The sequence below is a fragment of the Pseudomonas sp. GP01-A4 genome (genome assembly GCF_058780865.1).
In genome coordinates this window covers 16,844-40,405 of the sequence record NZ_JBYSWF010000037.1, presented here as the reverse complement: position 1 = coordinate 40,405, position 23,562 = coordinate 16,844, and the positions used below count along the sequence as shown (strand labels likewise).

Genomic DNA, 23,562 nt, shown 5'->3' with positions numbered 1-23,562 from the left:
GAGGGTCTACCAATGGAAAAAGACGAAAACCCAATGGACAAGGATCGAACGCAACAGGGTGAACGTGGTGCTTATCAGCTGACAGGAGGCAAGCGACCTGGTGAGAACGCGGCGGAGCATGTGAACGCTTCGCCACGGAATGTCGAAGACTGGGCGACCGATCACAAGCGCAGTAGTGAGCCATCCTTCGAACTGTTTCAAAAATACGGTCCTGCTATTCAGCCGGACATTGGCAGGGCCTACGATGGCCCAATTGTTCACCGCGATTCACAGTCGTTTTATCAAGCTTCGCGGGTCAATGGTTACGATGTTTTGATTGAACACAAGCGCACGTCGCTCAACAGCGTGCAAGCCGCTGTGTTCACCAGTGACAGATCAGTGAGCATTCGCTATGTGTCTGAAAGCGTCGGCATAGCGAAGCCAGCCATGGAGCTGGATGGGCAAAGATCACCCGAACACCTGCCTAAAGGCGCCGCTGGAATAGGGCGGGTTTAAACCGCGTTCAATTGCTGCAGATCTAGGACAGATAAGAGGATTAGGACATGGCCAAAGAAGACGTTACTCAAACCACCTACACCATCAATCAGGAAGGCAAAGAGCGTCAGGTATTCACTGACGCAAAGGCCGCTGGAGAAGCGTGGTTCAAGGCTGACTTGACTAATAAACCGATGATCCTGGTACAAGAGCCCGGTGATCGTCCGAAAATGTACGCTGGCACCGGTGTGCATGAGGGTAAGCCATACAAGGATTTGCCGTTTGATAATGCACCTGGTGCAGCTAAGTTCAAGGCGTCGTTCAAAGGCGCTCTTGAGCTGAGCAAAAAGGAGCATGCCGGTGCTGCAGCTGGTAAGCCTGCAGAACCAGAACTTGCCAAGTCAAAACCGATGGATATGCCTGCGTACGAGCGCGCTGTCGCTGGCAAAACCTACGAAGGCAAGGTGGTTGGGTTCAAGGAGAACCAAGTCATACAGCAGATCGTGAATGGTGATCGCGTCACGCACATTGCGCATGACCGCTCCGCGCTGAGCAGTGCAAAGTCCGGTCTTGTTCACCCTGGCAAAGACTTGTCGATTCGTTACCCTTTCGCCGGTGTGGGCATAGTCAAAGATCGTCAGCTGCAGCATGAACAAAAGGTGCCTTCGCACCAGCCCAAGGGATTTGGCGGAATGGGCCGAGGCTGAACAAAGGGAGATTGTTTGAAAAGGGGGCTTTGCCCCCTTTTTGCTGCCTGCGATAAATGTGATGGCGCGCCATGCTGTCGGGGTAATGCCGAGATAAGGGAAAATTAGGACATTCGTTCTGTAACGATATGATTTATATAGTTTTTTATGAGTCATCATTTCGCATAAACAAAACGCACAATCCAGCCCTTTGCTTAACCCTTCACCAAGTCTAAGCGTCAGGTTTACCGGGTAGAGTAATGCCGAGATAAGGGGGAAATTCACTCACTTAGTTCGTAACTGTCTATTCTTAATCGCTTTTTTATTTTTCCGCGAACACTCCAAAATCATTGGTGGCAGGTTCCTCAGCGGGCCCGCCGTCAATTCTTAAGATTTTCCGGGTCTCATGGGCTTGGAGCTGGTTTACCAACACCTCAGTTAGCACGGGCTGAGTCCAAAGTTTTGTGGGTGCATGTAAACCACGTTTCGAGCATGTCGCCTTGGAATGTAGCCTTAGGAAGCCTATATTCGACTGCGCAATCAAGTGTCAAATCCAATGCCCTTAGGAGTTGAGGGCTAGGTTGATGGCTTACGCCGTAGTAACGAGCCGGCGGCGTTTTCTTCGAAGGCTCTAGCCTCCTCGATATAGCTATGTACGGTAGCATCGTGCCGCCAGCCACCCTGGCGCTTGATCTCTAAAAAGTCCGCCCCGGCACGGTAAGCACTGGTGGCCAGCCCTCGGCGCAGGCTGTGGCTGCTCATCTCGGGCACATACAACAGTCCTGCGGCGCCGGCCCGCGCGGCGAGGATCGAATTAACGCTACCCTCGTACAGCGCCACCTTGCCGACGACGCCCCAGCGACTGATGCGTCGAAACAACGGGCCTTGCTCAATCTGCGCGGCCTCCAACCAGCTGCGCAGCGCCTTCGCTGGGCAGCAGAGGCTGTCGCCGTAAGGGATCGCTCGCTCCAGCCCCTCACCCTCTTGATCGGTTTTGGAGCGCGGCAGCGTGATCCGTAGACCTTCCCGTTCCCACTGCAGATCTCGAACCTCCAGCGTGACCAGCTCACTGCGGCGGAATGCTCCAAAATAGCCCACCTGCAGCAACGCGCTGTCACGTAGCGCGGCGAGCCCTTCGAGCGTGTCCAGGTGCGCCACGATGAGTTCGAGATCTCCCAGAAGCAGGGCTTTGGCTTTTTGTCGAGGACGCCCGTTCACCCGCTCGATACCGCGCAAGGTCTTGCGTACGGTGGCGCTCGCGGCCGGGTCGGGAAAGCCCTGATAGCGGTGCCATTGCCCCAACGCTGTGAGACGCAGGGCCAGGGTGCGCGGGTTCAATACTTCGGCAAAGGCCAGCAGGTAACGAATCACCAACGCCTCGTCGCACGGCAATCCGCCGCCCCAGGCTTGAAAGTGACGAATGGCCGAGCGGTAGGTGCGCCGGGTGTTGTCGGAGGTGGCCGCCGCAAGAAAACGTTGATGTTGCTGAGCCAACTGCTCGGGCGTGGCAAGCGTACCGTGGGTACGCGCCTGCGCCGCCCGTTCGCCGAACAGTATCGAGGGGACGCCTTCGTCCTTATTGTTTGCCGTCATCTAGAATGCCTGTTTAGGCCATGTGTACTGCGGATTATAGAAGTGAATGCCGATCATGAACATCTCACCCACGATAAGTGACCTTTATCGTGGGTCAGCTGGCAGTCTCACCGGGCTTAACTATTCTGTACTTAAATCGATGTATTACGTTGTCCATAATACGGTACGAAAAAATCCGAGGTGTTCATGGCCCGTTCCGGCGTTCTCTATGTGCATGTCGCCCATGCTGCTGAGCGGCTCGTAGCCGACGGCCACAATCCCACGATCGACAGCATCCGTGCCGCCTTGGGCGGGACCGGCAGCAAAAGCACGCTTGCACCCTTGTTGAAGCGCTGGAAAGCCGCGCACCCCGGCACGCTGGCCCAGGCCGAATTGGGGCTGCCGGCCGAACTCGTCCTGGCGGTGAAAGGTGTGTACGAAAAAGTACAGGCGGATTCGGCCCTGCAAGTCGAGCAGGCTGAGCAGCTGCATCAGGCAGCTACCGCCGCGTTGCAGGAGCAGTTGCAGCAAGCTTTCGTGGAGCACGACGCGTTACTCAGCGTTCAGGAGCAGCAGGCCCAGGCGCTGGCCGCCGCCACTACGCGCAGTCAAGGGCTGGCAGAAACCGTGCAGCGTCAGGCGGTGGTCTTGGCCGGTCTGGGCAGTGAGAAGCTCGGACTCGAACAGCGCCTGACTGATCGCGCCTGCGAGGTGGCCTCACTGACCCAACAACTGCAGCAGCGCAGGTGCAATCTGAGCATTACCAGGTATCGGTTGCTCAGCAACGCGCCGACGAGCGCCAGAGCGCTGAACAACGCCAGCAGCGCCTGGAGCACGAACTGAGTGAACTCCGGCAACGCCTGCTCTCTCAGCAAACCCAATTGGGTGAACTGCAGGCACAGAAACAGCGTCAGTCGCAAGACAATGATCACCTACAGAATACGCTGCTCACGACCCAGGAAGCGCTCACCCAAAGCCGCAGCGCGCATGAGCATGTGGTACTTCAACTCACCGAGTTGAAGCAAATGCATCAGGCACTGGAACAGCGCCATGGTCATGGCACGGAGTCTTTGGCTGAGGCGCAGACGAACCTGGCCGTGACCGAGCGGGAGCGAAGCCTACTGGCGGAACGCTTAACCCACACTGAAACCCAATTGAGCGAGTTGGCCACAGAAAAGCAGCTCATCCAGCAAGACAACGCGGGGTTATCCCGTCAGCTGGCGAAGCTCAGGGTTGAGGGTAGTCGGTCCTGATAGGGGCAATGAGGATGTAGTTTCGATCTGAGCTGACTGCCGTCCCCTTATGGCGCGGGAAACTCCAAGTGGAAGGCGGTCCAGCCGTTGGCAGAGGTGCACCAGACCTTGCCTTGATGCGCTTCAATGATAGAGCGGATGATGGCCAGGCCCAAGCCGGCGTTACTCGGACTGCCTTCGCGTCGAGTTGGATGGACACGGTAGAATCTGTCGAATAACTTATCCAGATGCTCAGGTGGGATGGTTTCGCCAGGATTTTCCACTGTCAGAACAGTGGAGGTGTCGCTCCGGCTGAGCTGCACCCTGATGGTTTTACCTTGTGGGGTATATCGCAGCGCATTGGAAAGGAGGTTAGAAATAGCGCGATGCAGCATGAGGGCATCGCCTTGAACACTTCCGCAACCAGACAGCTCAAGTTCAATACCGCGCTCATCCGCTAGTAGGCCGTAGTATTCAAGCAGTGTATCCACCACTCCCTCAAGGGCGATCCACTCACGCTCAGGGGTGATCAAGCCATTGTCCGCCTTGGCCAGGAACAGCATGTCATCGATCATGCGAGACATGCGTTTGAAGTCCTCCAGATTCAAGTAGAGGTTTTCCTCGTACTCCTCGACGTTCCTTTTTTTTGAAAGAACGACCTCTGTGTGCGTCATCAGATTGCTGACCGGTGTACGCAGCTCATGGGCAATGTCAGCCGAATAGTTGGAGAGCCTTCCAAAGGCGTCGTCCAGTCTTGCCAGCATGGCGTTGAATGAGGAAACCAACTGCCGTAGCTCCACTGGAATAGACACCATTGGAATACGTTCCTTGAGTGAATTAGCAGAGATTGAAGCCGCGGCCCTGGTCACCTGATCCAATGGGCGCAAGCCGCTGTGAGCGACTATCCAGCCCAGACCGGCGCAAACGAGGGCACAGATCAACAACCCTATCCAGAGCCACCACTTGAGGGTTTCGAAGAGGAACATATTGTCGGTGACATTGAGAGCGATGATCACCGTCATGGGCTTCTCTTGCCCTGCAACGGCGACCTGCGCGGTCATGCCGCGAAACATCTGCTCCTGATTCTGCCAGTCCCAAACTCGGCGGCTTGCAAAATCGCGGAACCGCTCGGGAATATTCATTGCTGCCGGATGGGCAAAGAGTACCTTTCCACTGCTGTCGGAAATGGTCGCGGTGAGATCTTGATTCGTCCCCAGCAATGCCTGTAGTTGTGGCTTTAGCTCATCGAAAGCCTCAATGCCAGGCAGCTTCCCCAAAATGCTCTGGCTGGTTTGCAGCTTTTCGAGCAGCGTATGCTCATCGAGTGAATTGAAGTGCTGTTGACAGAGATAGTTGAAGCTGAACCCTCCGACAGTCAGCACCGCAGTGACCACGAACATGAACATCAAACTCAGACGTGTCGTCAGGGAGAGGCTCTTCATACTGACTCCGGTGCGTCGAGCATGTAGCCCATTCCCCGCACGGTACTGATCAATTTGAGGTCGAAGTCATCATCAATTTTTGCTCTAAGCCGCCTGATTGCTACCTCGATGACGTTGGTGTCGCTGTCGAAATTGATGTCCCAGACTTGCGATGCGATCAGTGATTTGGGCAACACCTCACCCCGTCGGCGAAATAGCAGTTCAAGAAGGGCAAACTCTTTGGCCGTGAGGTCGATACGCTTGCCTCCCCGAAGGGCCCTACGCTTCATCAGATCGATTTCAAGGTCAGCAATCTTGATATGGGTCTGTGACGGAGCACTGCTACCTCGGCGCAAAAGACTCCGAACCCTGGCCAGCAGCTCGGAAAAGGCAAAGGGCTTGATCAGGTAGTCGTCAGCGCCAAGCTCCAGCCCCTTAACCCGATCCTCCACCCGGTCACGAGCAGTCAGGAAGAGTACGGGGACATTCTTGCCTGCCGCGCGAACCATGCGCAGCACTTCCCAGCCATCCAGGCCGGGCATCGTAACGTCCAGTATCAGCAGGTCATAAGCTTCGCTTAGGGCGTACTGAAGGGCGTTGGTACCGGTAATCACCAGGTCTACATTGAATCCGGCCTCATTCAGCCCCTGCTGCACGTAGGTACCAATTCTCGGCTCGTCTTCAGCTAACAGGAGTTTCATATGGGGGTTCTCACATAGATGACACCTGGAGTGTGCGGGGGTTTGAGGTTACCCACCAGAAGCTTACATAAATGTAATTTTCGCTTCAGGTTCCCATCAGGGAGGGCCGTCTAGGGTGAAACCATGAGCACCGTGTAGGGCTCATCTCGACAGCCAAACGTAAACCCTATTCTAGGTTGTCGTTGAACATTTACCCGCTTGAGGAGACTGTCTCATGCAACTCATAAAAACTGCGCTTGTGATCGGTTCGGTCCTTCTGTCGTCCATGGTGTGGGCTGAAGGCGGTGGAGACCGTGTTATTGCCCGCTTTGCCGCTCATCAGAATCAGGGCACAAGCATGGAGCAGCAAGCTGTGAAATCGCCGCCAGCGCCTAATCTAAAGGGGGTAACGGTTCATAAATAGGCTTGAATCAGGCATGAGCCGCTGTGTGGTACGGGAGCGCTACTGAGCTTGTCTCAAGGCGTACTCAACGTTGAGGGAGCTATGTGCTGTGATGGCTCAAAATCTGGACAGAACTTTGATCAAGCTGCTCATGGTGCTGCTGTTTGTCGTAGCGGCAGCACATGGTCAATCTTTGATGTTTAAATCCGAGCCGTCAAATGTCTCTCTTAACTGTCCAGTAGCGCAGAATATGCTTTCTGAATCGAGCAGAATGAATATCTGCCCTGATATGCTGAACCCAGTCACTTGCTCGGTAAGTTGTTCCATTCCCTCAACGGGAGCGGTCGCGTTCCTTGTTTCAATCTGGCACACCTTAAAGTCTTCTCCATACGACTGTTATACCACTTCACTCGGTCGTATGCCCGTTGCTCCAGACCCTTTTCCGCCCAAGTATTCCAGCCTGTCCTAACCAAACCAAACCAAACCAAACCAAACCATGGGCAAGCTTGTTCGTTCTTTTAGCAGCACAGCCAAAAGAACATTTTAGAAATCGATTCTTTTGATGGACCTAACGCATGCCTCTACATGACCCAGCCGGTACGTTTGAACATTGGTTTTGTGTCTGAGGTATGTCAGTAATCAATACCTGAAAAGCATAGAGGATTAGCCCATGACCAAAAATATAGCGCGATACGCAAGAGGTCTGTTGCAACGTCACCCACTGCTTGCAGGGCTTGCCGTTGCAGTTGTTTTCACCTTGCTCTTTAACCTCCACAGCCTGTTTTCAGCAGCCACTCTGCCCATTCTATTTTCTATTCTGCCCTGCCTGTTAATGATCGGGCTCTGCATGAAAAGCATGGGCGGTAAAACTGCCTGCGAGCAGAAGGCTCTGGATCAGCCGTTGCTGACCCAGAGCCTGTCGAAAACCCAAGTCGTTGATCAGGAGAACTATTATGCGTAACTCTATTGCCTACACCGCCGTACTCGCCGCTCTCCTAACTCTTGGAACTGTTTCCACGAGTTTTGCCGAACAGCCTAAGAGCACTACCAAGGACAGTTCTGACATGATGAAGGGAAAGGATATGCCGATGATGGATGGCGGTAAAATGCCGATGAAGGATATGAAGAAGGAGATGTCAACTATGATGAAGAGCTGCAATACAATGATGGAAAGCATGAACAAGCATATGAACAGTGAGTCCCCTCAAGGCGGCAGTAATGTGAAGTAACAGCTCGTTCAGCCGCTAATTTTGTGTGCCTCTTAGGCAGAGCTACACAAAAAACCACTTCTGAGTAGTGGTATTGCGCACAAGCCGTATCGCTACTCAGATGCTCCCATGTTTCTTCCAGGTGCCGGCGCTGAATGCCGATCCACTGTTGATCGAGAAGGAGCCTTATCATGAATGACTTTGCCATGCACTATGGGCGTTGGAGTTGGGTGCTGATCATGGTGCTCATCGCATCCTGGGTCCTCTACCGTTTCGCCGCCCCACGCAGCTGGCGCGACTGGATGGGCGCAGGTTTGGTGCAAGCGTTCATCATCGCGTTATACGCCGAGATGTATGGCTTCCCACTAACTATTTATTTGCTGACTGGTTTTTTGGGAATAGATCTCCCGCTGACCGGATACTCGGGCCATCTCTGGGCAACGATGTTGGGCTACGGTGCTACCGGGGCCATGCTGGAAATGATGTTGGGCGGCGTGTTTATCGTGGTCGGCTTGGCTCTGTTGATCCGGGGTTGGGTCCAGGTTTACCGCACAAGTCTGGAGGGGAAGCTGGCGACACAGGGTGTCTACGGTGTGGTCCGCCACCCGCAATACACCGGGATCATGCTGGCGGTCTTCGGGCAGATCGTTCACTGGCCGACGGTTATCACGTTACTGTTGTTTCCCATAATCGTCTTGGCTTATGTCCGCCTGGCGAAGCGGGAGGAATCGGCCTTGACCGAGCGCTTTGGCGAGGAATATCAGGCCTATCGGCAGCAGGTGCCAATGTTGTTCCCACGCCTGCGGAATTGGCGGGAGTTCATCCATTCACTGCTCTTTGCTTATCAGCAATAGCCTAGTGTTCTCTGAGCCTGCGTGACGAACACGTCACCAGAAACGGGTCGCACAGAATACTTGTTGACCGAAAAAAAGGCGCCTACCTCAGGCGCCTAAAACCATCCTCTAAACCAAAGGAGCAAAACAAGAGGATGGTGGAGCAATCAACTCTTCATTGCACGGCAAGCGTGGCGGCAAGACTTTCGCTGGCCAATACGGCCTATTAGTGGCTGATGGCTGGCCCGATATCAGCTACTGAATGCCGAACCAGCCAGCCATGCCAGTGTTACTTCAGCGTCTTGATCGACACGATAGTGGCTGTCATTCCCTCGGCACGAAACTCAAACGCTACTCGATCCCCAGCCTTCAGACCTGCCAGTTGTTTGGTTGTTGCGTTGAATGCCATGGTCATGGCAGGCCACTGCACCGCCGGAACGGCGCCATGAGCGATCGTTACCATGTGCTTTTCAGAGTCAATCGCCTTAACGATGCCTTCCGCTTTGGCTCCGGACACCTCCTTGGCTGTCTGGCCCATGTTCATGGTTTGCATTGATTTCCCCCCCATATCCATCTCCTCTGCATAGGCATTGAAAGAGAGCGTGGCTACGGCGGTTACAATTGCAATTAGAGTCAGTTTCATACGATTTTTCCTTCTGGGGTTGTGGGTACAGCGGGAAGGTGCCGGCGGCGCATCAAACGGTAGGCTGCCGGAATGACAAACAGGGAAAGCAAGGGCGCAGTGACCATACCGCCGACCATCGGCGCGGCGATGCGGCTCATGACCTCGCTACCGGTACCGCTGCCCAAAAGGATGGGTAGTAGACCGGCGATGATGACGGCCACGGTCATGGCCTTGGGTCGAACGCGTTGCACCGCGCCTTCACGAATCGCCGCGACCAGCCCACGCTCAGTGCTGTCGCCGAGGTCTTCACGTTCGGCCCAGGCGTTTTTCAGGTAGAGCAGCATGATCACGCCAAATTCGGCCGATACACCGGCCAGGGCGATAAAGCCGACACCGGTGGCCACCGACAAGTTGAACCCCAGCAGATAGAGAAACCATGCGCCGCCAGTCAATGCGAACGGCAGGGTGGCCATAATCAGCAAGGCCTCATCGAAGCGGGCGAAGGTCAGGTAGAGCAGGACGAAAATGATCAGCAGCGTGGCCGGCACCACCAGCTTGAGCCGTGCATTGGCCCGCTCAAGAAATTCGAACTGCCCCGAGTAGCTCAAACTCATGCCTGGCTGCAGTTTGACTTGCTCGCTGACGACCCGGCGCAGGTCGGCGACCACCGAGGCAATATCTCGGCCACGTACGTCGATATACACCCAGCCTGAAAGTCGGGCGTTCTCGCTCTTGAGCATCGGTGGTCCTTCACTGACCTTGACCTTTGCCACCGTGCCGAGGGTGATCTGGCTCCCCAGTGGGGTGTAGATCGGCAACTGTTCCAAGGCGCCGAGCGAGTCACGCCACTCACGGGGATAACGGACGTTGATCGGGAAGCGAGCGAGCCCTTCAATGGTCTCTCCGATGTTTTCACCACCGATAGCGCCGGCCACGATCGATTGCACATCAGCGATGTTCAGCCCATAGCGGGCAGCGGCCTTACGGTCGATATCCACATCGATATAGCGGCCACCGGTCAGGCGTTCGGCCAGGGCCGAACTGACACCGGGCACATCCTTGGCCACGCGCTCGACGGCCCGAGTAGCCGCATCGATCTCCGTCAGATTGGTGCCGGCAATTTTCACCCCGATCGGGCTCTTGATCCCGGTAGCGAGCATGTCGATGCGATTGCGGATCGGCGGTATCCAGATATTAGTCAGTCCCGGAACACGCACCACCCGATCCAACTCTTCCACCAACTTCTCCTGGGTCAATCCGGGTCGCCATTGCTCGCGTGGTTTGAACTGAATAGTGGTCTCGAACATTTCCAGCGGTGCCGGATCGGTGGCGGTTTCAGCGCGACCCGCTTTACCGAAAACGTGTTCGACTTCGGGCACCGTCTTGATCAGGCGGTCAGTCTGCTGCAACAGCTGCGCCGCCTTCTGCGCCGACAACCCCGGAAGCGCCGAAGGCATGTAGAGCAGATCGCCCTCGTCCAGCGGTGGAAGAAACTCCCCTCCCAAGCGAGACATCGGCCATATCGCGCTGAGAAAGATCAGTACTGCGATCAGCAGGGTGATTTTTGGCCGACGCAGCACCGCATCCAGGGCCGGTTGATAGATCCTGATCAACCAACGGTTCAGCGGGTTCTGTTCCTCATTGGGAATCCGTCCGCGAATCCAGTAGCCCATCAGCACGGGCACCAGAGTCACCGACAATCCGGCCGCAGCAGCCATGGCGTAGGTTTTGGTGAAGGCCAGTGGCCCGAACAAACGGCCCTCTTGAGCCTCCAGGGTGAACACCGGAATGAACGACAGGGTGATGATCAACAGACAGAAGAACAATGCCGGCCCGACTTCGGCCGCCGCTTCGGTCATCACATGCCAGTGATGTTCACCCTTCAGTTCTTCCCCTGGATGGGCCTTGTGCCAAGCCTCAACTTTCTTGTGGGCGTTTTCGATCATCACCACGGCGGCATCGACCATGGCGCCGATGGCAATGGCGATCCCGCCGAGTGACATGATGTTAGCGTTGATCCCTTGGTGGCGCATGACAATGAAGGCAATTAGCACCCCAACCGGCAAGGAGATAATGGCCACCAGGGATGAGCGCAGGTGCCACAGAAATATCCCGCAGACCAAGGCGACGACAATGAACTCTTCAATCAACTTGTGGCTGAGGTTTTCCACGGCGCGGTCGATCAGCTTGCTGCGGTCGTAGGTGGTGACGATTTCTACCCCCGCCGGCAGACTGCTTTTCAAGTCGTCGAGTTTGGTCTTGACCGCCGCAATGGTCTCGCGAGCGTTCTTGCCACTGCGCAGAATCACCACGCCACCGACGGTCTCACCTTCACCGTCGAGTTCGGTGATGCCGCGACGCATCTCCGGCCCCAGTTGGATCGTGGCCACATCTCCCAGGGTGACCGGCACGCCACCCGCACCGAGCTTGAGGGGAATTGCGCGAAAGTCATTGAGGGTCTTCAGGTAGCCAGAAGCGCGCACCATGAACTCGGTCTCCGCCATCTCCAGCACCGCACCACCGGTTTCCTGGTTGGCCTTGCCAATCGCCTCGGTGACCTGCGCCTGAGTGATGCCCAGGTTGGCCAGTTTCAGCGGATCGAGCTGTACCTGATACTGCTTGACCATGCCGCCCACCGTCGCCACTTCCGCCACATTGGGCAGGGTCTTCAGTTCAAATTTGAGGAACCAGTCCTGCAAGGCCCGCAGTTGAGCTAAGTCGTGTCCACCACTGCGATCCACGAGGGCGTACTGATAGATCCAGCCCACCCCCGTGGCGTCGGGTCCCAAGGCCGGTTTGGCGCTGGCGGGCAGGCGACTTTGTATCTGGCTCAGGTACTCCAACACCCGCGAGCGAGCCCAATACATATCGGTACCGTCTTCGAACAGCACATACACGAAGCTGTCGCCGAAAAAGGAATAACCGCGCACGGTTTTCGCCCCCGGTACCGAGAGCATGGTGGTGGCCAACGGGTAGGTCACCTGATTCTCAACGATCTGTGGCGCTTGTCCCGGATAAGGCGTACGGATGATCACCTGAACGTCAGAGAGGTCTGGCAGTGCATCGATGGGCGTGCTCTGAACTGACCAGATGCCCCAAGCGGTGACAAATAGCGTGGCCAGCAGTACCAGGAAGCGGTTGGCCACGGACCAGCGGATAAGGGCGGCGATCATGGCTGGCCCCTTAGTTTTTCCAGGCGCTCAACGCGCAACCCATCATCGGTTTGGCTCACTGCAATCCGAACCTTGTCGCCCGCCTTCAGTCCTTGCATGAGCGCAGGGTCCGCCAATGGGAAGGTCATGGTCATGCCTGGCATGCCCAGCGTCTTGAACGGCCCATGGGCGAGGGTCACGTCTTTGCTGTTGATCTCGACGATCTGCCCATCCGCCTCATGCAAGGCGTGTGTCGCGGCAGCAGGTGGTGGCATGTCCAGCGTGCTGGCGACGATACCCTTGAGGCTGGCCTCGGAGTCGAGCAGGAACTGTCCGGAGGAAACCACCTGCTGGCCTTCTTCCAGACCTTTCAACACCACGGTCTTGCCGTCGTTTTCCTGCCCGGGTTGCACCTCTACCGGCCGGTAGCGACCAGCGTCTTCGGCGAGCATCACCAGGACGCGTCGGCCGGTGCGAATGAGCGCCTCGCTTGGCACCCACAACACGCTTTGCTCAGTCGAACGATTCAGCCGCACCTGCGCCGTCAATCCGGGTCTGAGGCGCCCGTCAGGGTTGGGCAGTTCGACGCGTACGCGAACGGTGCGGCTGTCCGGATTCGTTTCCGGCAGAATCGCGCTGACCGTGCCGTTGAGCACAGTCCCCGGGAAGGCTGGCAGGCGTGCTTCTACCGTTTGACCGACGACGATTGATCCAGTCTCCGACTCTGGAACGGCCACCGCCAGCCAGACGCTACTCAAACCATTGACGCGTGCCAGGGTCTCGCCGGCCGCCACGGTCATCCCCGTACGCACATCCAACTCTTGCAGCACACCGCTAATGGGGCTGGTGAGGGTCAGGTTCGGCTGGACCTTGCCGCTGCGTTCTACCTGGGTAATCAGCGCCGCCGGCATCCCCGTGAGGCGCAGCCGTTGGCGTGCCGCCGCCAACAAGTCAGCATCGCCGTTACGTTTAAGTGCGAGGAATTCTTCCTGAGCAGCAGCCCATTCCGGTACCAGGATATCCGCCAATGGCGCATTGGCTTTCAGCACATCGCCTGGCGCACGGGCATAAACCCGTTCCACAAAACCCGCGGTACGCGCCTGGATCACGGCGACATCCCGCTCGTTGAACGCCAGCACACCGACCACGTCCAGGCTGGAGGCCAGGACTCCACGAGTGACGGTTGCGAGGCGCAGGCCGAGATTCTGGGTCAGGCTTGGGTCGATACTCATGGCCGCATTGTCCGCCGCGGAATCAGCGTATCGGGGCACCAACTCCATATCCATGAAGGGCGATTTGCCCGGCTTATCGAATTTCTGTTGCGGCTGCATCGGGTCGTACCAATACAGTGCCTTGCGTTCGTCTTGCGTCTTGGGACTCTGCTCGGCGAGTGCACTAGGCATTCCGTTCATGCGTTGTTGAGCGAACCAGTAACCGCCTGCAATCCCCAGGGCGACCAACAAGCCAGTCAACACAGCCGTTTTCCAGATTCGAGTGCTCATTGGCTGGTTTCCCCATAATTGAAATACAAGCGCGCATTGGTCAGGGCTCGCTGTTCTTCGACGTCGATTTGTTTGAGACGGGCCTCGATGAGCTCACGTCGAGCCGCGACGACAGCTGCCAAGTCGCCTTTACCGGCGCGGTAGCTGGCCATGGTCAGTCCGACCTTTTCCTTGGCCAGGGGTACCAGGCTGTCCTGACTGCGGTGTACGGCACGGTTCAGACGCTCGTAGTCGGCCAGATCCGCCTCCAATTGCTCGGTATGCTCGCGTGTCAGCGCTTCGCGCTCGGCTTCCAGTTGATTCAGCTCGGCGTGTTTGGCGGCAATCTTGGGATTTTGTCGGGAGCCGGGGAACAGCGGCAGGTCAAAGGTGAATTGCACGCTGACCATATCGCCGAACTCCCGCCCGCGGCGCTGGTAATCGAGTTCCCAGCTCCAGTCGGACTGCTTTTCCGCCTCGGCTTCACGCACCTTGGCTTCGGCTTCGCGGGTCATCGGCGTGAAAGCCGCCAGCGCAGGATGATGTTGCAGCTTATGGGAATAACCTGACGTATCGACGGGCCATTGCGGCAAGCCACCAGTTGGCTCGTCGTTGGCCGCCGGACCAATCCAGCGCTTGAGGGCCGCTTGGGCTTGCGCACGCAGGCGGATCAGTTCGTCCTGTTGTTCCGCCAACTGAGCTGCCTCCTGTTTCGGCGTAACCACATCGGCAGGCTGAGCACGACCACCGGCGATCTGCGCGCGGACGGTATCGGTCAATAGACGATTTTCTTTGTAAAAGTCCTGGAACAGCGCTTCCTTACGTTCGACGGAGTAGCTGCTGATCCAGGCCAATGCCGTGGCCTGACGGACATTCAGACGCTCCACACGGCCTTCGGCCGCAGCTCGGTCAACGGCCGCCTCAGCGACCTCAATACGTGCTTTGCGTTTGTCGCGGTTGGGTACGTCCTGCATGACCCCGACCATCTGCATGGTCATGAAGTCCTGGTCAATGCTCCAGCGATCGGGACCGCCAATGGGATAGTTCTGTACGCCGAGCTTTAACTTTGGATCGGGTAATTCACCGGCAGGGATGGCTGCGCTACTGGCGGCTTGCAGTTTGGCCGCCTGGGCGGTCAATGACGGGGCATTGTTTTCGGCCAGTCGCAACGCTTCATCGAGTGTTAGGGGGGCAGCTAGGCTCGGCAGGGCCAGCACGCTTGCCGCCAGGGCAGCCACGACGGGCCAACCTGCACAATAGCGTTTGGGGTTCATGCTCACGATTCCTGTGATGTTCCACTGCGCGCCTCTTAGACAGGCACGCAGAAATGCCATCCCGCCAGGGCGGGATGAGACTCAATGTGGTAAAGAAATCAAATACGAGGCGGTCGCCACACCCCGGACGGGGTATGAGCGGCCAGGAAGTCGCTGAAGAGGGATAGCACCAGCGGACTGGACAAGCGGGTGACAGGCTTGATGATTGATACTTGCAGCATGCCGCCGGTCTTGCATTCCTGGCCAGGCTTGCAGGGTTTGCCATGCTCGGAGGGGCTTTTCATGTCGTGACAGCAGTCCTGCCCCATATCACCCATCATCGCCATGCCCGTCGTTTTCATGGGGCACGGTTCTGTCGGTGCCTGAACGCCCGCCATCCCGCTGAGGGGAAGCGCCAGGCTAATCAGAAAAATGAGGCAGCACCGCAGATAGCGTTTCATGCGGGGGAGTCTAGCGGCTGGTAGCGGACTGTACAATTACGAATCTGTCAGGAAGAGCCCGTTGGCTAGAGTCTGAAGGTCAATAGGAACCTCCTCGTGCAGAAACAAGGACGCGTTAAACAACCAGGCCCAACTCGCTGATAAACAACCAGGCCCAACTCGCTGAGCGTGGAAATAGTTACCGCTTACGGCATATCGTGTGAATCACGTTTGGTCGGTTTGACCTCCTGTGTGTCATCGGTAGTGGGTGCATCCTTGTGCATGTTGCGCATACAAAACACCATCGACAGCGGACACAGCAGCACCAGAAAGATCAGTGCGTTCGCCGCGATCCAGGCTTGAAAAGCAGGAAACAAGACATAGGCAGCCGCCAGGATAATGGCTGCACCGATGCCCAGCTGAACCATTGAGGGTTTATTACGAGTCATGATGCTCTCCTATCGGGCAAGTCATTGGGGGGTAGATCATCCAGAGCCTGCCCAGGTGGTTGCTCAGAATCATCGCAATGCTCGGCCAGATACGACAGGGCCTCGCACATGACCTGAAGCGTGGTAATGCGCGCATTCAGCGCATCGATATTGCTCAGCGCTATGGCCTGAACCTCGTCGTCAGGACGATTGCGGTCCCGCCATAACGCCAATAAGGCACGAACCCGCTCGATCGATAATCCCAGATCTCGTGCATGGTGGATGAAGCGTAAAACGTGTACATCGCGCTCGCAGTAGACGCGATAGCCAGACCGCGTGCGCTGTGACGGCGGGATCAGATTGATGCGCTCGTAGTGGCGGATCATCCGAGCAGACAAACCGCTGACATTTGCCGCCTCACCAATGTTCATTAGATCCTCCTGTTCGCTGAAACGCCGAGTCAGCCCTATTCTCGTTGTGCTGGCTGCCACCGCTTCAGCAGCAAGGCGTAAGTCACCACTGAGACACTGGACAGCGCCATTGCCGCGCCAGCAACCACCGGGCTCAACAGGCCCATCGCCGCCAGCGGAATACCGATCAGGTTGTAGACGAAGGCCCAGAACAGACTCTTCAAAATCCGCCCATAGGTGTGACGGGACAGCATCAAGGCATCCGCCACCAGCGCCGGGTCGCCGCGCATCAGGGTGATACCCGCGGTATGCATCGCCACATCGGTACCGGTCGACATAGCGATACCGACATCGGCCGCCGCTAATGCTGGCGCGTCGTTGATGCCGTCGCCAACCATCGCCACGACTGCGCCGTCGACTTTCAGTGCCCGTACCGCCGCCGCTTTGTCGCCGGGTAGAACCTCAGCGCGCACCTCGTCGAGGCCGAGTAGCTTGGCTACGCCGGTGGCCGCTCCAAGGTTGTCGCCGGTAATCATCACGGTACGGATACCCAGCGCTTTCAACCGCGCCACGGCTAACCGTGCGGAGGGCTTTAGCACATCACCAAAGGCAATCAGGCCCAACAACTGTGGCTGTTCGGATAGCTCGGCAAGCCAGGACACGGTGTTGCCGGCCTCGGCCAACGCCGCTGCACGAACCGCAAGCGGTGATAGGTCCACACCCATCTCCCGCATCAGCCGCGAGCTACCCAGACGCAGATCGCGGCCTGCCACTGAAGCCGCCAAACCTCGCCCCGGCAAGGCAGTGATCCCGGATGCCGGTAACAACGTCATGCCTTTTTGCCGGGCTCTGTCCAGTAGTGCTTGGGCCAATGGGTGCTCGCTACCGGCCTGAGCTGACGCCGCTAGTTGCAGCAAGCGTACACTGTCGCCATCCTTCGCTTTCAGAGCCGTTACCTGGGGCTTGCCCAATGTCAGCGTGCCGGTCTTGTCAAAGACCACTACGCTCACCCGATGTGCAATCTCCAAGGCTTGCGCATCTTTGATCAGAATGCCGTGGCGTGCGCCGACCCCTGTACCAGCCATGATCACAGTCGGTGTGGCGAGGCCCAACGCACAGGGGCATGCGATAACCAATACCGCTACCGCGTTAATCAGCGGGCCGGCCACCTCGCCGGTCAGCCACCAGCCAATCAGCAAGGTCATAGCCGCGACCACCAGCACCACCGGCACGAAAACGGCACTGATCCGATCGACCAAACGCTGGATCGGCGCCTTGGTCGCTTGGGCGTTTTCGACCAAGCGAATGATCCGAGCCAGGGTGCTTTCCGCACCGACTGCTGAGATCATGATCAGCAGCAGACCTTCGCCATTGATTGCGCCACCGGTTACCGGGTCGCCTTCACCTTTCGCCACTGGCAGGCTCTCACCGGTCAGCAGCGACTCGTCGAGATGGCTTTGCCCGTCATGCACCACGCCGTCCGCCGGGACCTGCTCGCCCGGCCGCACCACTACCATGTCACCGACGATCAGTGAACTCGCAGAAACTTCGTACTCCATCCCGTCGCGTCGCACGCGGGCGATGTCTGGCCGTAGCGCCTGTAGTGCCCGGATAGCGTCCGCGGTATGGTGCTTGGCGCGTGCTTCCAGCCACTTACCGAGCAAGACCAAGGTGATCACTACCGCAGAAGCCTCGAAATAGAGGTGCGGGACGCCGGGGCCGGAATGCGTCGCCAGAAGATAGACCGACAGCCCGTAGCTCGCGCTGGTACCGAGCGCCACCAACAGGTCCATATTGCCGCTGCCTACGAGCAATGCTCTCCAACCCGCCCGATAGAAACGCGCACCCAGCCAGAACTGAACAGGCGTGGCCAGTAGCAACTGCACCCAGCCTGGCAGGCTCCACCGTGCGCCCAGTAATGCGGTGATCATCTGTATCACCAACGGCAAGGACAGCACGGCGGCCACAGCCACCGGCCACCAGTCACGGTGAAGCGGAGTACCCGTGGACACCTCGGCAGCCGGAACGCTGGCCTCGTAGCCGGCAGTTGCTACCGCTTGAGTCAGCACCGCCAGTGATACTACGCCGGACACCGCCCGAACCCTGGCCACTTCACTGGCCAGGTTCACCGTGGCCGACCGTACACCCGGTACTTTTAGAAGGGCTTTTTCGACGCGCCCGACGCACGAGGCACAAGTCATGCCGCCGATGGCCAAGACCAGTTCGTCTTCTTTCACGCGGTAGCCCGCGTCTGTTACGGCCTGGAGCAGGGGCGTCAGTGCTGCATTGACATCAACTTCGACGGTTGCCGTTTCGTTGACCAAGTTGACACTGGCGGCAGAAACACCAGGCACTCGGGTCAATGCTTTCTCGACACGTGCTACGCAGGAGGCACAAGTCATGCCCGCTACGCCGAGTGTCCATTGCTGGACAGGATTAGGCGTAACGGTAGCGGTATGGGGAAATAGGCTGGACATCACCAACCTCCTGAGGAACCTCTCTACCGTAAGGCTGGACCTTGCCATTGCGGTAAGGTCAAGCAGCAACGTGATCGCTGGACGAGTCCGCGAAAAGAGGATTGAGACGGGTCTGTCGGCTGAGTCCCCCCTTCAATGCTTATTAAGCAGAAAGGTCTTCTCTTTCAACGTCATACAGAATTAATGCGTTGGTTTCCGCCTCGTCTTGGTGCGTCTCCTATACTGATTCGCGCTGACAGACTCAACACAAACATTCGAGCGCCGTTGGTACAGCAGGCAGAGTGCTGACAGCGTCCCTTCCAGTCACTGTAAGGAGATCGAACATGGCAATCCGTATTGGCGACGAAGCACCGGATTTCACCGCCGAAAGCACCGAAGGCCCGCTCCACTTCCACGAGTGGATTGGCGACAAATGGGCCATCCTGTTCTCGCATCCTAAGGATTTCACCCCTGTCTGTACCACCGAACTCGGGTATATGGCCGGACTCAAGCCGGAGTTCGACAAACGCAACACCAAGATAGTCGGGCTCAGCGTCGACCCGGTCAGCGACCACCGGGCCTGGGTCGGCGACATCAAGGAGACCCAGGGCCATGCGGTCAACTATCCCATGATCGGCGACGAGAACCTGGTAGTGGCGAAGCTCTACGACATGATTCACCCGAATGCCGGTGGCGGCCCACGCATCGCCGTGGACAACGCCACGGTGCGTTCGGTGTTCATCGTCGGCCCGGACAAGAAGGTCAAGGCGATGCTGATCTACCCGATGAGTGCCGGGCGCAACTTCGACGAAGTGTTGCGCCTGCTCGATTCGCTGCAATTAAACGCCAAACACATGGTCGCCACCCCTGTGAACTGGCGGCCGGGCGAGGACGTCATCATTCCCACTTCGGTGTCCGACGAAGAGGCCAGGAAGAAATACCCGCAGGGCTTCAAGACGTTGAAGCCCTATCTGCGCACCGTGGCGCAGCCGAAGTAACATCAACCAGCAAGGGCTCAGTCACGATTGGAGAATGGATTATGTATCTGGGAAAGACTCTACGCCGGACGATATCGATTGGCGTGTTGATTGGGCTCACCCACCTGACTGCCGGCGCCGCGATGACGGTCACCTTGAAGCACGTCCATGGGCTCGCTTTCAGCCAGGATGGGCAACAGCTTTCCATCCCCAGCCATGACGGCCTGGCCCTGTACCGTGATGGCCACTGGAGCAAGGCACCTGGGCCTGAACACGACTACATGGGCTTTTCTGCCGGCCGTCAGGCGATCTATAGCAGTGGTCATCCGGCCAGTGGCAGTCCCCTGGTCAATCCTCTCGGGTTAATCAAGAGCAGTGACGGTGGCAATACCTGGCAGCCGCTTGGACTTCAAGGAGAGTCGGACTTTCATCTGTTATCCAGCGGTTTCGACAGCGGGGCTATCTACGTTTACAACACGCACCCGAACTCGAAAATGACCTCTCCTGGCTTGTATTACAGCCTGAACGACGGGGCCACCTGGCAGCATGCTGTGGCGCAAGGAATGGGGCCAGAGCCGAGCGCATTGGCGGTGCATCCCACTGACAGCAAAACCGTTGCTGTGGCTACCGGCAGTGGCCTGTTTTTATCGAGCGATGCCGGCGAGCACTTTCAGCCGGTTATCCAAAATGTTCAGGTGCCAAGCGTCAGCTTCAGCCTCGACGCAAAGAGCTTATGGTTCGGCAGCTATAACAAGGTAGCGCTGCTCTCGATCCTCGACCTGAAGACCCACGCGATCAGCGCCCTCGGTTTGCCACCCCTCAATCAGGATGCCGTCGCTTACCTGGCGCAGAGTCCGACCAATGCTCAGGAGTGGGCGATGGCGACGATCAAGCGTGACGTCTATCTCTCGCAAGACAACGGCAAGACCTGGAAAGCGATCGCACAGGCGGGGCAAACGTTGGAATAAGCCTCCTGAGCGGCGTACCACCTGGGCCTAGCCGGTCAGCGATGAGCAAGTCCCCGTTTATCTCCGGAAGTATCTCACTACCGCGAGGCCCAGCCTCGCGGTAGGTCTATTGGTCTGCGACTCCGGCAAAGAGGACGCAGTACCATTACGCAGTTAATGGGTGACACAGGGCTGTAGCGTGGTATGGCATTGAGTGTGCCAAATGCCAGGATGAATAATGTAAAACGACACCTAAAAGCCGATGCTAGTCTTGGTACATACGTCGGTATGGTCGGTGCTGTTTGCGACTCCAATGGAGTTGCCGGTTAAAAATGGGGGATTGAGCCAACACACTTCGTGGTGGCCGGGGGAATTCGCCGGCACTGTGCCGGCAGGATAGGGAATATGAGTAGCTCCCAAACTATTCACCCGATTTGGCTCCGGCTGACCCACTGGGTCAACGTCATCGCGGTGCTCATCCTGGTGATGAGCGGCTGGCGTATCTATAACGCCTCACCGATTTTTTTTCTTCCGGATTCCCGACAGCATCACTCTGGGTGGTTGGTTGGCGGATGCACTGCTTTGGCATTTTGCGGCGATGTGAATACTGTTCATCAACGGCACTATTTACCTTCTGCTCAATATTTTCTCCGGCCGCATCGCCTACAAGTTTTCCCGATACGCCCCGCCCGAAGTCTTTCATGATTTCCTGGCTGCCCTCAGGGGCAAGCTCGTCCATGCCGACTTGCGGCAATACAAGGCCCTGCAAAAGCTCGCCTACCTCTTTGTCGTGCTCGATCTCATTGTGCTGTTTCTGTCGGGCCTGGTGATCTGGAAGCCGGTGCAGTTTCCTCTGCTGAGGGAGCTGATGGGTGATTATGACTCAGCGCGCATCGTGCATTTTGTCTGCATGGCCTGCTGGTCGCTTTTACCGTGGTGCATCTGGTGATGGTGGCGCTCGTGCCGCACACACTGATTGCCATGCTGCGCTGACGCTAAACCATGATCAAAAAAATTATAAAAGACGGGCTTGATGAATCCGCCATCACCAAATCGGTGGCGCAGGAACTTGATTTGCCCGCGCGTAAACAATTTCTTCGCCCTGTCTGGACGCTGGGCGGGATTGCCTTGCTGACAGGCTGTCGCCTGGATGATCGCGACTCGGTGGAGTCCATGTTGAACATGGGTGTCACGCTTCAATGACAAATACAGGCGGCGCTGTTCGATCCGGGCAGGTTGGTACCGATCTACCCCGAGTCGATGATGACACGCCTGTTTCCCTTCAATACCTATTACGACCGCGACGGCATCCTGGACATCGACGGTGATGATTTCAAACTCAAGGTCGGCGGCCTGGTCCAGGATAAACACAGCTGGACCCTCGCCGAGCTGAACCAGTTGCCGCAAACCCGTCAGGTCACGCGGCTGATTTGCGTGGAGGGCTGGGGCCGTGCGAAACACACTGTGCGTTTTGCTGACAGGCTGGGGGCGTTCTTTCAGGAGTTCCTCTTTAACCCCAATGAGCCTTGCCCGCCGCCGCAAATGACGAAGTCATACGGCAAGCGGGCTCAGAAATTGCCACATTTGAACCACCGCGGTGATTACATTTCTGTCAGTTTGGGAGTGCGCCAAACTATTCAGCAATTAGCGTGATCGACTGCTTTGGCTTTGCTTTCTGCGACGGGGGATTGGGTACTTTGCTTTTGGGCAATTTGGTACGATTCCATTGAGTCCTTCCTGGCCGCTTCCATGCGTGCGAGTGTCCGGTCACCACCGCCTTCGGCCATCGCCAGAGAAGAAACGGTCAAGGCTGCGATGACAAGCAGGGTTTTCATGGATTTCATTTGGGTATCCTCGGATAAGATTTGGTTACCCCGTTGAATTCACATCAAGACGTGATTCGTGGGGGTTGAGCTCAAGACACGACGTAATCTTAAAACTCTCTCCCTGTCAGAAACCTTAGATGAATATTACAGTTGTGTCAGGTTACCACTTTCCTCTTAGACAGCAGACGGCTTAATCCGTAAGGTCTCGTACATCCAAGCAACATTGCAGCGTATTTAACCGTTTAAAAATTTACACATGACAACATTGTAAGCTTCCGGTCATTTTCAAAGAGGCTTGACGGCTTTTGAAAAGCTGGGCAGGATCTGAAGTTTGCCGACGTGGGCGTATTGCTTTTAACCTTGAGTGTTCGATATGTGTATTGCGTTGGGATTGGTAATTCCATAAAGGTGATTAGGCGTGAGTATTAATTTTGAAAAAGCCGTTGGTTCTGCGGAAAGAGCGTTAATCTATCACATCCAAAGAGCTGAGGTGCTGAGCAATAATATTGCTAACTCTGATACGCCCAACTTCAAGGCCCGCGACTTGGACTTTCCTGCTTTACTTGCAGAACAGTCAAAACGAGTGACGGCTACTCAGTTTTCTTTACAAACAACAAACCTAAAACATATTGCAGGGAACGGATCAGCAGGCGAAGATGGGAATGCTTTGCTTTACAGAACTCCAAATCAATCATCTCTTGACCAAAACACCGTGGTTCAGCAAGTCGAACTTGCGAAGTATACGGAAAATGAAATTCATTTCGAGGCAGCGTTCGCTCGACTAAATGGCGCATTTAAAGGCTTGATTAAGGTATTGCGCGGAGAGTAATGACCAAAAAGTCAATTCGACGTTGACCTTCCCTGCATTACGATCCACTGAAACTGTTGCCTTGTTATCCAGTGATTGAATGGCTTTAATGATTTTGCTAACGCAGTTGCTGCAACTAATGCCTGATACATCGTAACCGTCCGAGCTACACCGCCTTGCATATCAGACCTTGATCTCCTTTAAGGAAGGTCTGAAGTACCCAGCGATTTTTTTGATGCCTTCTCTGCAT

At 56.6% G+C, this 23,562-nt stretch carries 26 protein-coding genes and 1 pseudogene; 14 read left to right on the top strand and 13 right to left on the bottom strand.

From position 1 onward, the window contains the following. The first annotated feature begins 12 nt into the window (after positions 1-12). Positions 13-495: a KfrB domain-containing protein gene (locus AC3WKX_RS20505; protein ID WP_102605327.1), complete on the top strand. Its 483-nt coding sequence runs from the start codon at positions 13-15 to the stop codon at positions 493-495. A 47-nt stretch (positions 496-542) separates the two neighbouring features. Then, entirely contained in the window at positions 543-1,181 is a 639-nt protein-coding gene (locus AC3WKX_RS20500) for a KfrB domain-containing protein (RefSeq protein WP_102605326.1), read from the top strand. A 555-nt stretch (positions 1,182-1,736) separates the two neighbouring features. Here the strand turns inward: AC3WKX_RS20500 and AC3WKX_RS20495 are convergent. Next, positions 1,737-2,753 carry a tyrosine-type recombinase/integrase gene (locus AC3WKX_RS20495; protein ID WP_102605325.1) on the bottom strand — a complete coding sequence of 339 codons (1,017 nt, stop codon included), beginning with the start codon at positions 2,751-2,753 and terminating at the stop codon, positions 1,737-1,739. 186 nt (positions 2,754-2,939) lie between these two features. On the opposite strand from AC3WKX_RS20495, the gene AC3WKX_RS20490 reads away from it, so the two are divergent. Then, entirely contained in the window at positions 2,940-3,575 is a 636-nt protein-coding gene (locus AC3WKX_RS20490; protein ID WP_102605324.1) for a DNA-binding protein, read from the top strand. Further along, positions 3,479-3,985, top strand: a complete 507-nt coding sequence (locus AC3WKX_RS20485) for a hypothetical protein (protein ID WP_146013720.1) — start codon at positions 3,479-3,481, stop codon at positions 3,983-3,985. Before AC3WKX_RS20490 ends, AC3WKX_RS20485 begins: the two co-directional genes overlap by 97 nt. 47 nt (positions 3,986-4,032) lie before the next feature. Here AC3WKX_RS20485 and AC3WKX_RS20480 read toward each other — a convergent pair whose 3' ends face one another. Continuing rightward, positions 4,033-5,406: a heavy metal sensor histidine kinase gene (locus tag AC3WKX_RS20480; protein ID WP_102605322.1), complete on the bottom strand. Its 1,374-nt coding sequence runs from the start codon at positions 5,404-5,406 to the stop codon at positions 4,033-4,035. Beyond that, entirely contained in the window at positions 5,403-6,086 is a 684-nt protein-coding gene (locus tag AC3WKX_RS20475; protein ID WP_102605321.1) for a heavy metal response regulator transcription factor, read from the bottom strand. The genes AC3WKX_RS20480 and AC3WKX_RS20475 overlap by 4 nt, the downstream gene beginning before the upstream one ends. 214 nt (positions 6,087-6,300) lie before the next feature. On the opposite strand from AC3WKX_RS20475, the gene AC3WKX_RS20470 reads away from it, so the two are divergent. From AC3WKX_RS20470 to AC3WKX_RS20455, 4 genes are all read left to right on the top strand, one after another. Beyond that, positions 6,301-6,489: a co-regulatory protein PtrA N-terminal domain-containing protein gene (locus AC3WKX_RS20470; protein WP_102605320.1), complete on the top strand. Its 189-nt coding sequence runs from the start codon at positions 6,301-6,303 to the stop codon at positions 6,487-6,489. A gap of 649 nt (positions 6,490-7,138) precedes the next feature. Continuing rightward, positions 7,139-7,429, top strand: a complete 291-nt coding sequence (locus tag AC3WKX_RS20465) for a hypothetical protein (protein WP_102605319.1) — start codon at positions 7,139-7,141, stop codon at positions 7,427-7,429. After that, positions 7,422-7,697, top strand: a complete 276-nt coding sequence (locus AC3WKX_RS20460) for a hypothetical protein (RefSeq protein WP_102605318.1) — start codon at positions 7,422-7,424, stop codon at positions 7,695-7,697. Before AC3WKX_RS20465 ends, AC3WKX_RS20460 begins: the two co-directional genes overlap by 8 nt. 170 nt (positions 7,698-7,867) lie before the next feature. Next, on the top strand, positions 7,868-8,530 hold the full coding sequence (locus AC3WKX_RS20455; protein ID WP_102605316.1) for a methyltransferase family protein: 663 nt from the start codon (positions 7,868-7,870) through the stop codon (positions 8,528-8,530). Positions 8,531-8,798: 268 nt separating this feature from the next. Here the strand turns inward: AC3WKX_RS20455 and AC3WKX_RS20450 are convergent, their stop codons facing one another. The 8 genes from AC3WKX_RS20450 to AC3WKX_RS20415 form a co-directional block, all read right to left on the bottom strand. Then, positions 8,799-9,152, bottom strand: coding sequence for a copper-binding protein (locus AC3WKX_RS20450; protein ID WP_102605315.1), 354 nt, complete (start codon positions 9,150-9,152; stop codon positions 8,799-8,801). Continuing rightward, on the bottom strand, positions 9,149-12,307 hold the full coding sequence (locus AC3WKX_RS20445; protein ID WP_102605314.1) for an efflux RND transporter permease subunit: 3,159 nt from the start codon (positions 12,305-12,307) through the stop codon (positions 9,149-9,151). The genes AC3WKX_RS20450 and AC3WKX_RS20445 overlap by 4 nt, the downstream gene beginning before the upstream one ends. Further along, on the bottom strand, positions 12,304-13,788 hold the full coding sequence (locus AC3WKX_RS20440; protein ID WP_102605313.1) for an efflux RND transporter periplasmic adaptor subunit: 1,485 nt from the start codon (positions 13,786-13,788) through the stop codon (positions 12,304-12,306). Before AC3WKX_RS20440 ends, AC3WKX_RS20445 begins: the two co-directional genes overlap by 4 nt. After that, the gene (locus tag AC3WKX_RS20435; protein WP_102605312.1) at positions 13,785-15,041 is read right to left on the bottom strand and encodes a TolC family protein; all 1,257 of its coding nucleotides are present in this window, start codon (positions 15,039-15,041) and stop codon (positions 13,785-13,787) included. The genes AC3WKX_RS20440 and AC3WKX_RS20435 overlap by 4 nt, the downstream gene beginning before the upstream one ends. A 98-nt stretch (positions 15,042-15,139) precedes the next feature. Continuing rightward, positions 15,140-15,481 carry a hypothetical protein gene (locus tag AC3WKX_RS20430; RefSeq protein WP_102605311.1) on the bottom strand — a complete coding sequence of 114 codons (342 nt, stop codon included), beginning with the start codon at positions 15,479-15,481 and terminating at the stop codon, positions 15,140-15,142. A 185-nt stretch (positions 15,482-15,666) separates the two neighbouring features. Continuing rightward, complete coding sequence (locus AC3WKX_RS20425) at positions 15,667-15,909, bottom strand: DUF2933 domain-containing protein (protein WP_102605310.1); 243 nt, start codon at positions 15,907-15,909, stop codon at positions 15,667-15,669. Beyond that, a complete protein-coding gene (locus AC3WKX_RS20420) occupies positions 15,906-16,319 on the bottom strand; it encodes a MerR family transcriptional regulator (protein WP_256579810.1) in 414 nt (137 codons plus the stop codon). The genes AC3WKX_RS20425 and AC3WKX_RS20420 overlap by 4 nt, the downstream gene beginning before the upstream one ends. Before the next feature lie 35 nt (positions 16,320-16,354). Further along, positions 16,355-18,775, bottom strand: a complete 2,421-nt coding sequence (locus AC3WKX_RS20415; RefSeq protein WP_102605309.1) for a heavy metal translocating P-type ATPase — start codon at positions 18,773-18,775, stop codon at positions 16,355-16,357. 323 nt (positions 18,776-19,098) lie between these two features. On the opposite strand from AC3WKX_RS20415, the gene AC3WKX_RS20410 reads away from it, so the two are divergent. The 5 genes and pseudogenes from AC3WKX_RS20410 to AC3WKX_RS20390 all read left to right on the top strand — a co-directional run bounded on the left by AC3WKX_RS20410 (position 19,099) and on the right by AC3WKX_RS20390 (position 22,331). After that, positions 19,099-19,752 (top strand): peroxiredoxin, encoded by a 654-nt coding sequence (locus AC3WKX_RS20410; RefSeq protein ID WP_102605308.1) that lies wholly within the window; start codon positions 19,099-19,101, stop codon positions 19,750-19,752. Positions 19,753-19,793: 41 nt separating this feature from the next. Further along, positions 19,794-20,699, top strand: coding sequence for a F510_1955 family glycosylhydrolase (locus AC3WKX_RS20405; RefSeq protein ID WP_102605307.1), 906 nt, complete (start codon positions 19,794-19,796; stop codon positions 20,697-20,699). Between the two features lie 384 nt (positions 20,700-21,083). Further along, positions 21,084-21,671 (top strand): annotated as a pseudogene (locus AC3WKX_RS20400) (cytochrome b/b6 domain-containing protein). Between the two features lie 9 nt (positions 21,672-21,680). Further along, positions 21,681-21,881 (top strand): hypothetical protein, encoded by a 201-nt coding sequence (locus AC3WKX_RS20395; protein WP_256579809.1) that lies wholly within the window; start codon positions 21,681-21,683, stop codon positions 21,879-21,881. A 60-nt stretch (positions 21,882-21,941) separates the two neighbouring features. Further along, positions 21,942-22,331, top strand: coding sequence for a molybdopterin-dependent oxidoreductase (locus AC3WKX_RS20390; protein WP_256579808.1), 390 nt, complete (start codon positions 21,942-21,944; stop codon positions 22,329-22,331). Here AC3WKX_RS20390 and AC3WKX_RS20385 read toward each other — a convergent pair. Further along, entirely contained in the window at positions 22,316-22,522 is a 207-nt protein-coding gene (locus AC3WKX_RS20385; protein ID WP_102605306.1) for a co-regulatory protein PtrA N-terminal domain-containing protein, read from the bottom strand. The two genes, AC3WKX_RS20390 and AC3WKX_RS20385, sit on opposite strands and share 16 nt — an antisense overlap. Before the next feature lie 400 nt (positions 22,523-22,922). Between AC3WKX_RS20385 and flgB the strand changes: the two genes are divergently transcribed. After that, complete coding sequence (gene flgB, locus AC3WKX_RS20380) at positions 22,923-23,333, top strand: flagellar basal body rod protein FlgB (RefSeq protein ID WP_102605305.1); 411 nt, start codon at positions 22,923-22,925, stop codon at positions 23,331-23,333. Here the strand turns inward: flgB and AC3WKX_RS20375 are convergent. Next, on the bottom strand, positions 23,286-23,453 hold the full coding sequence (locus AC3WKX_RS20375) for a heavy-metal-associated domain-containing protein (protein WP_102605304.1): 168 nt from the start codon (positions 23,451-23,453) through the stop codon (positions 23,286-23,288). The genes flgB and AC3WKX_RS20375 overlap by 48 nt on opposite strands. Between the last annotated feature and the right edge of the window lie 109 nt (positions 23,454-23,562).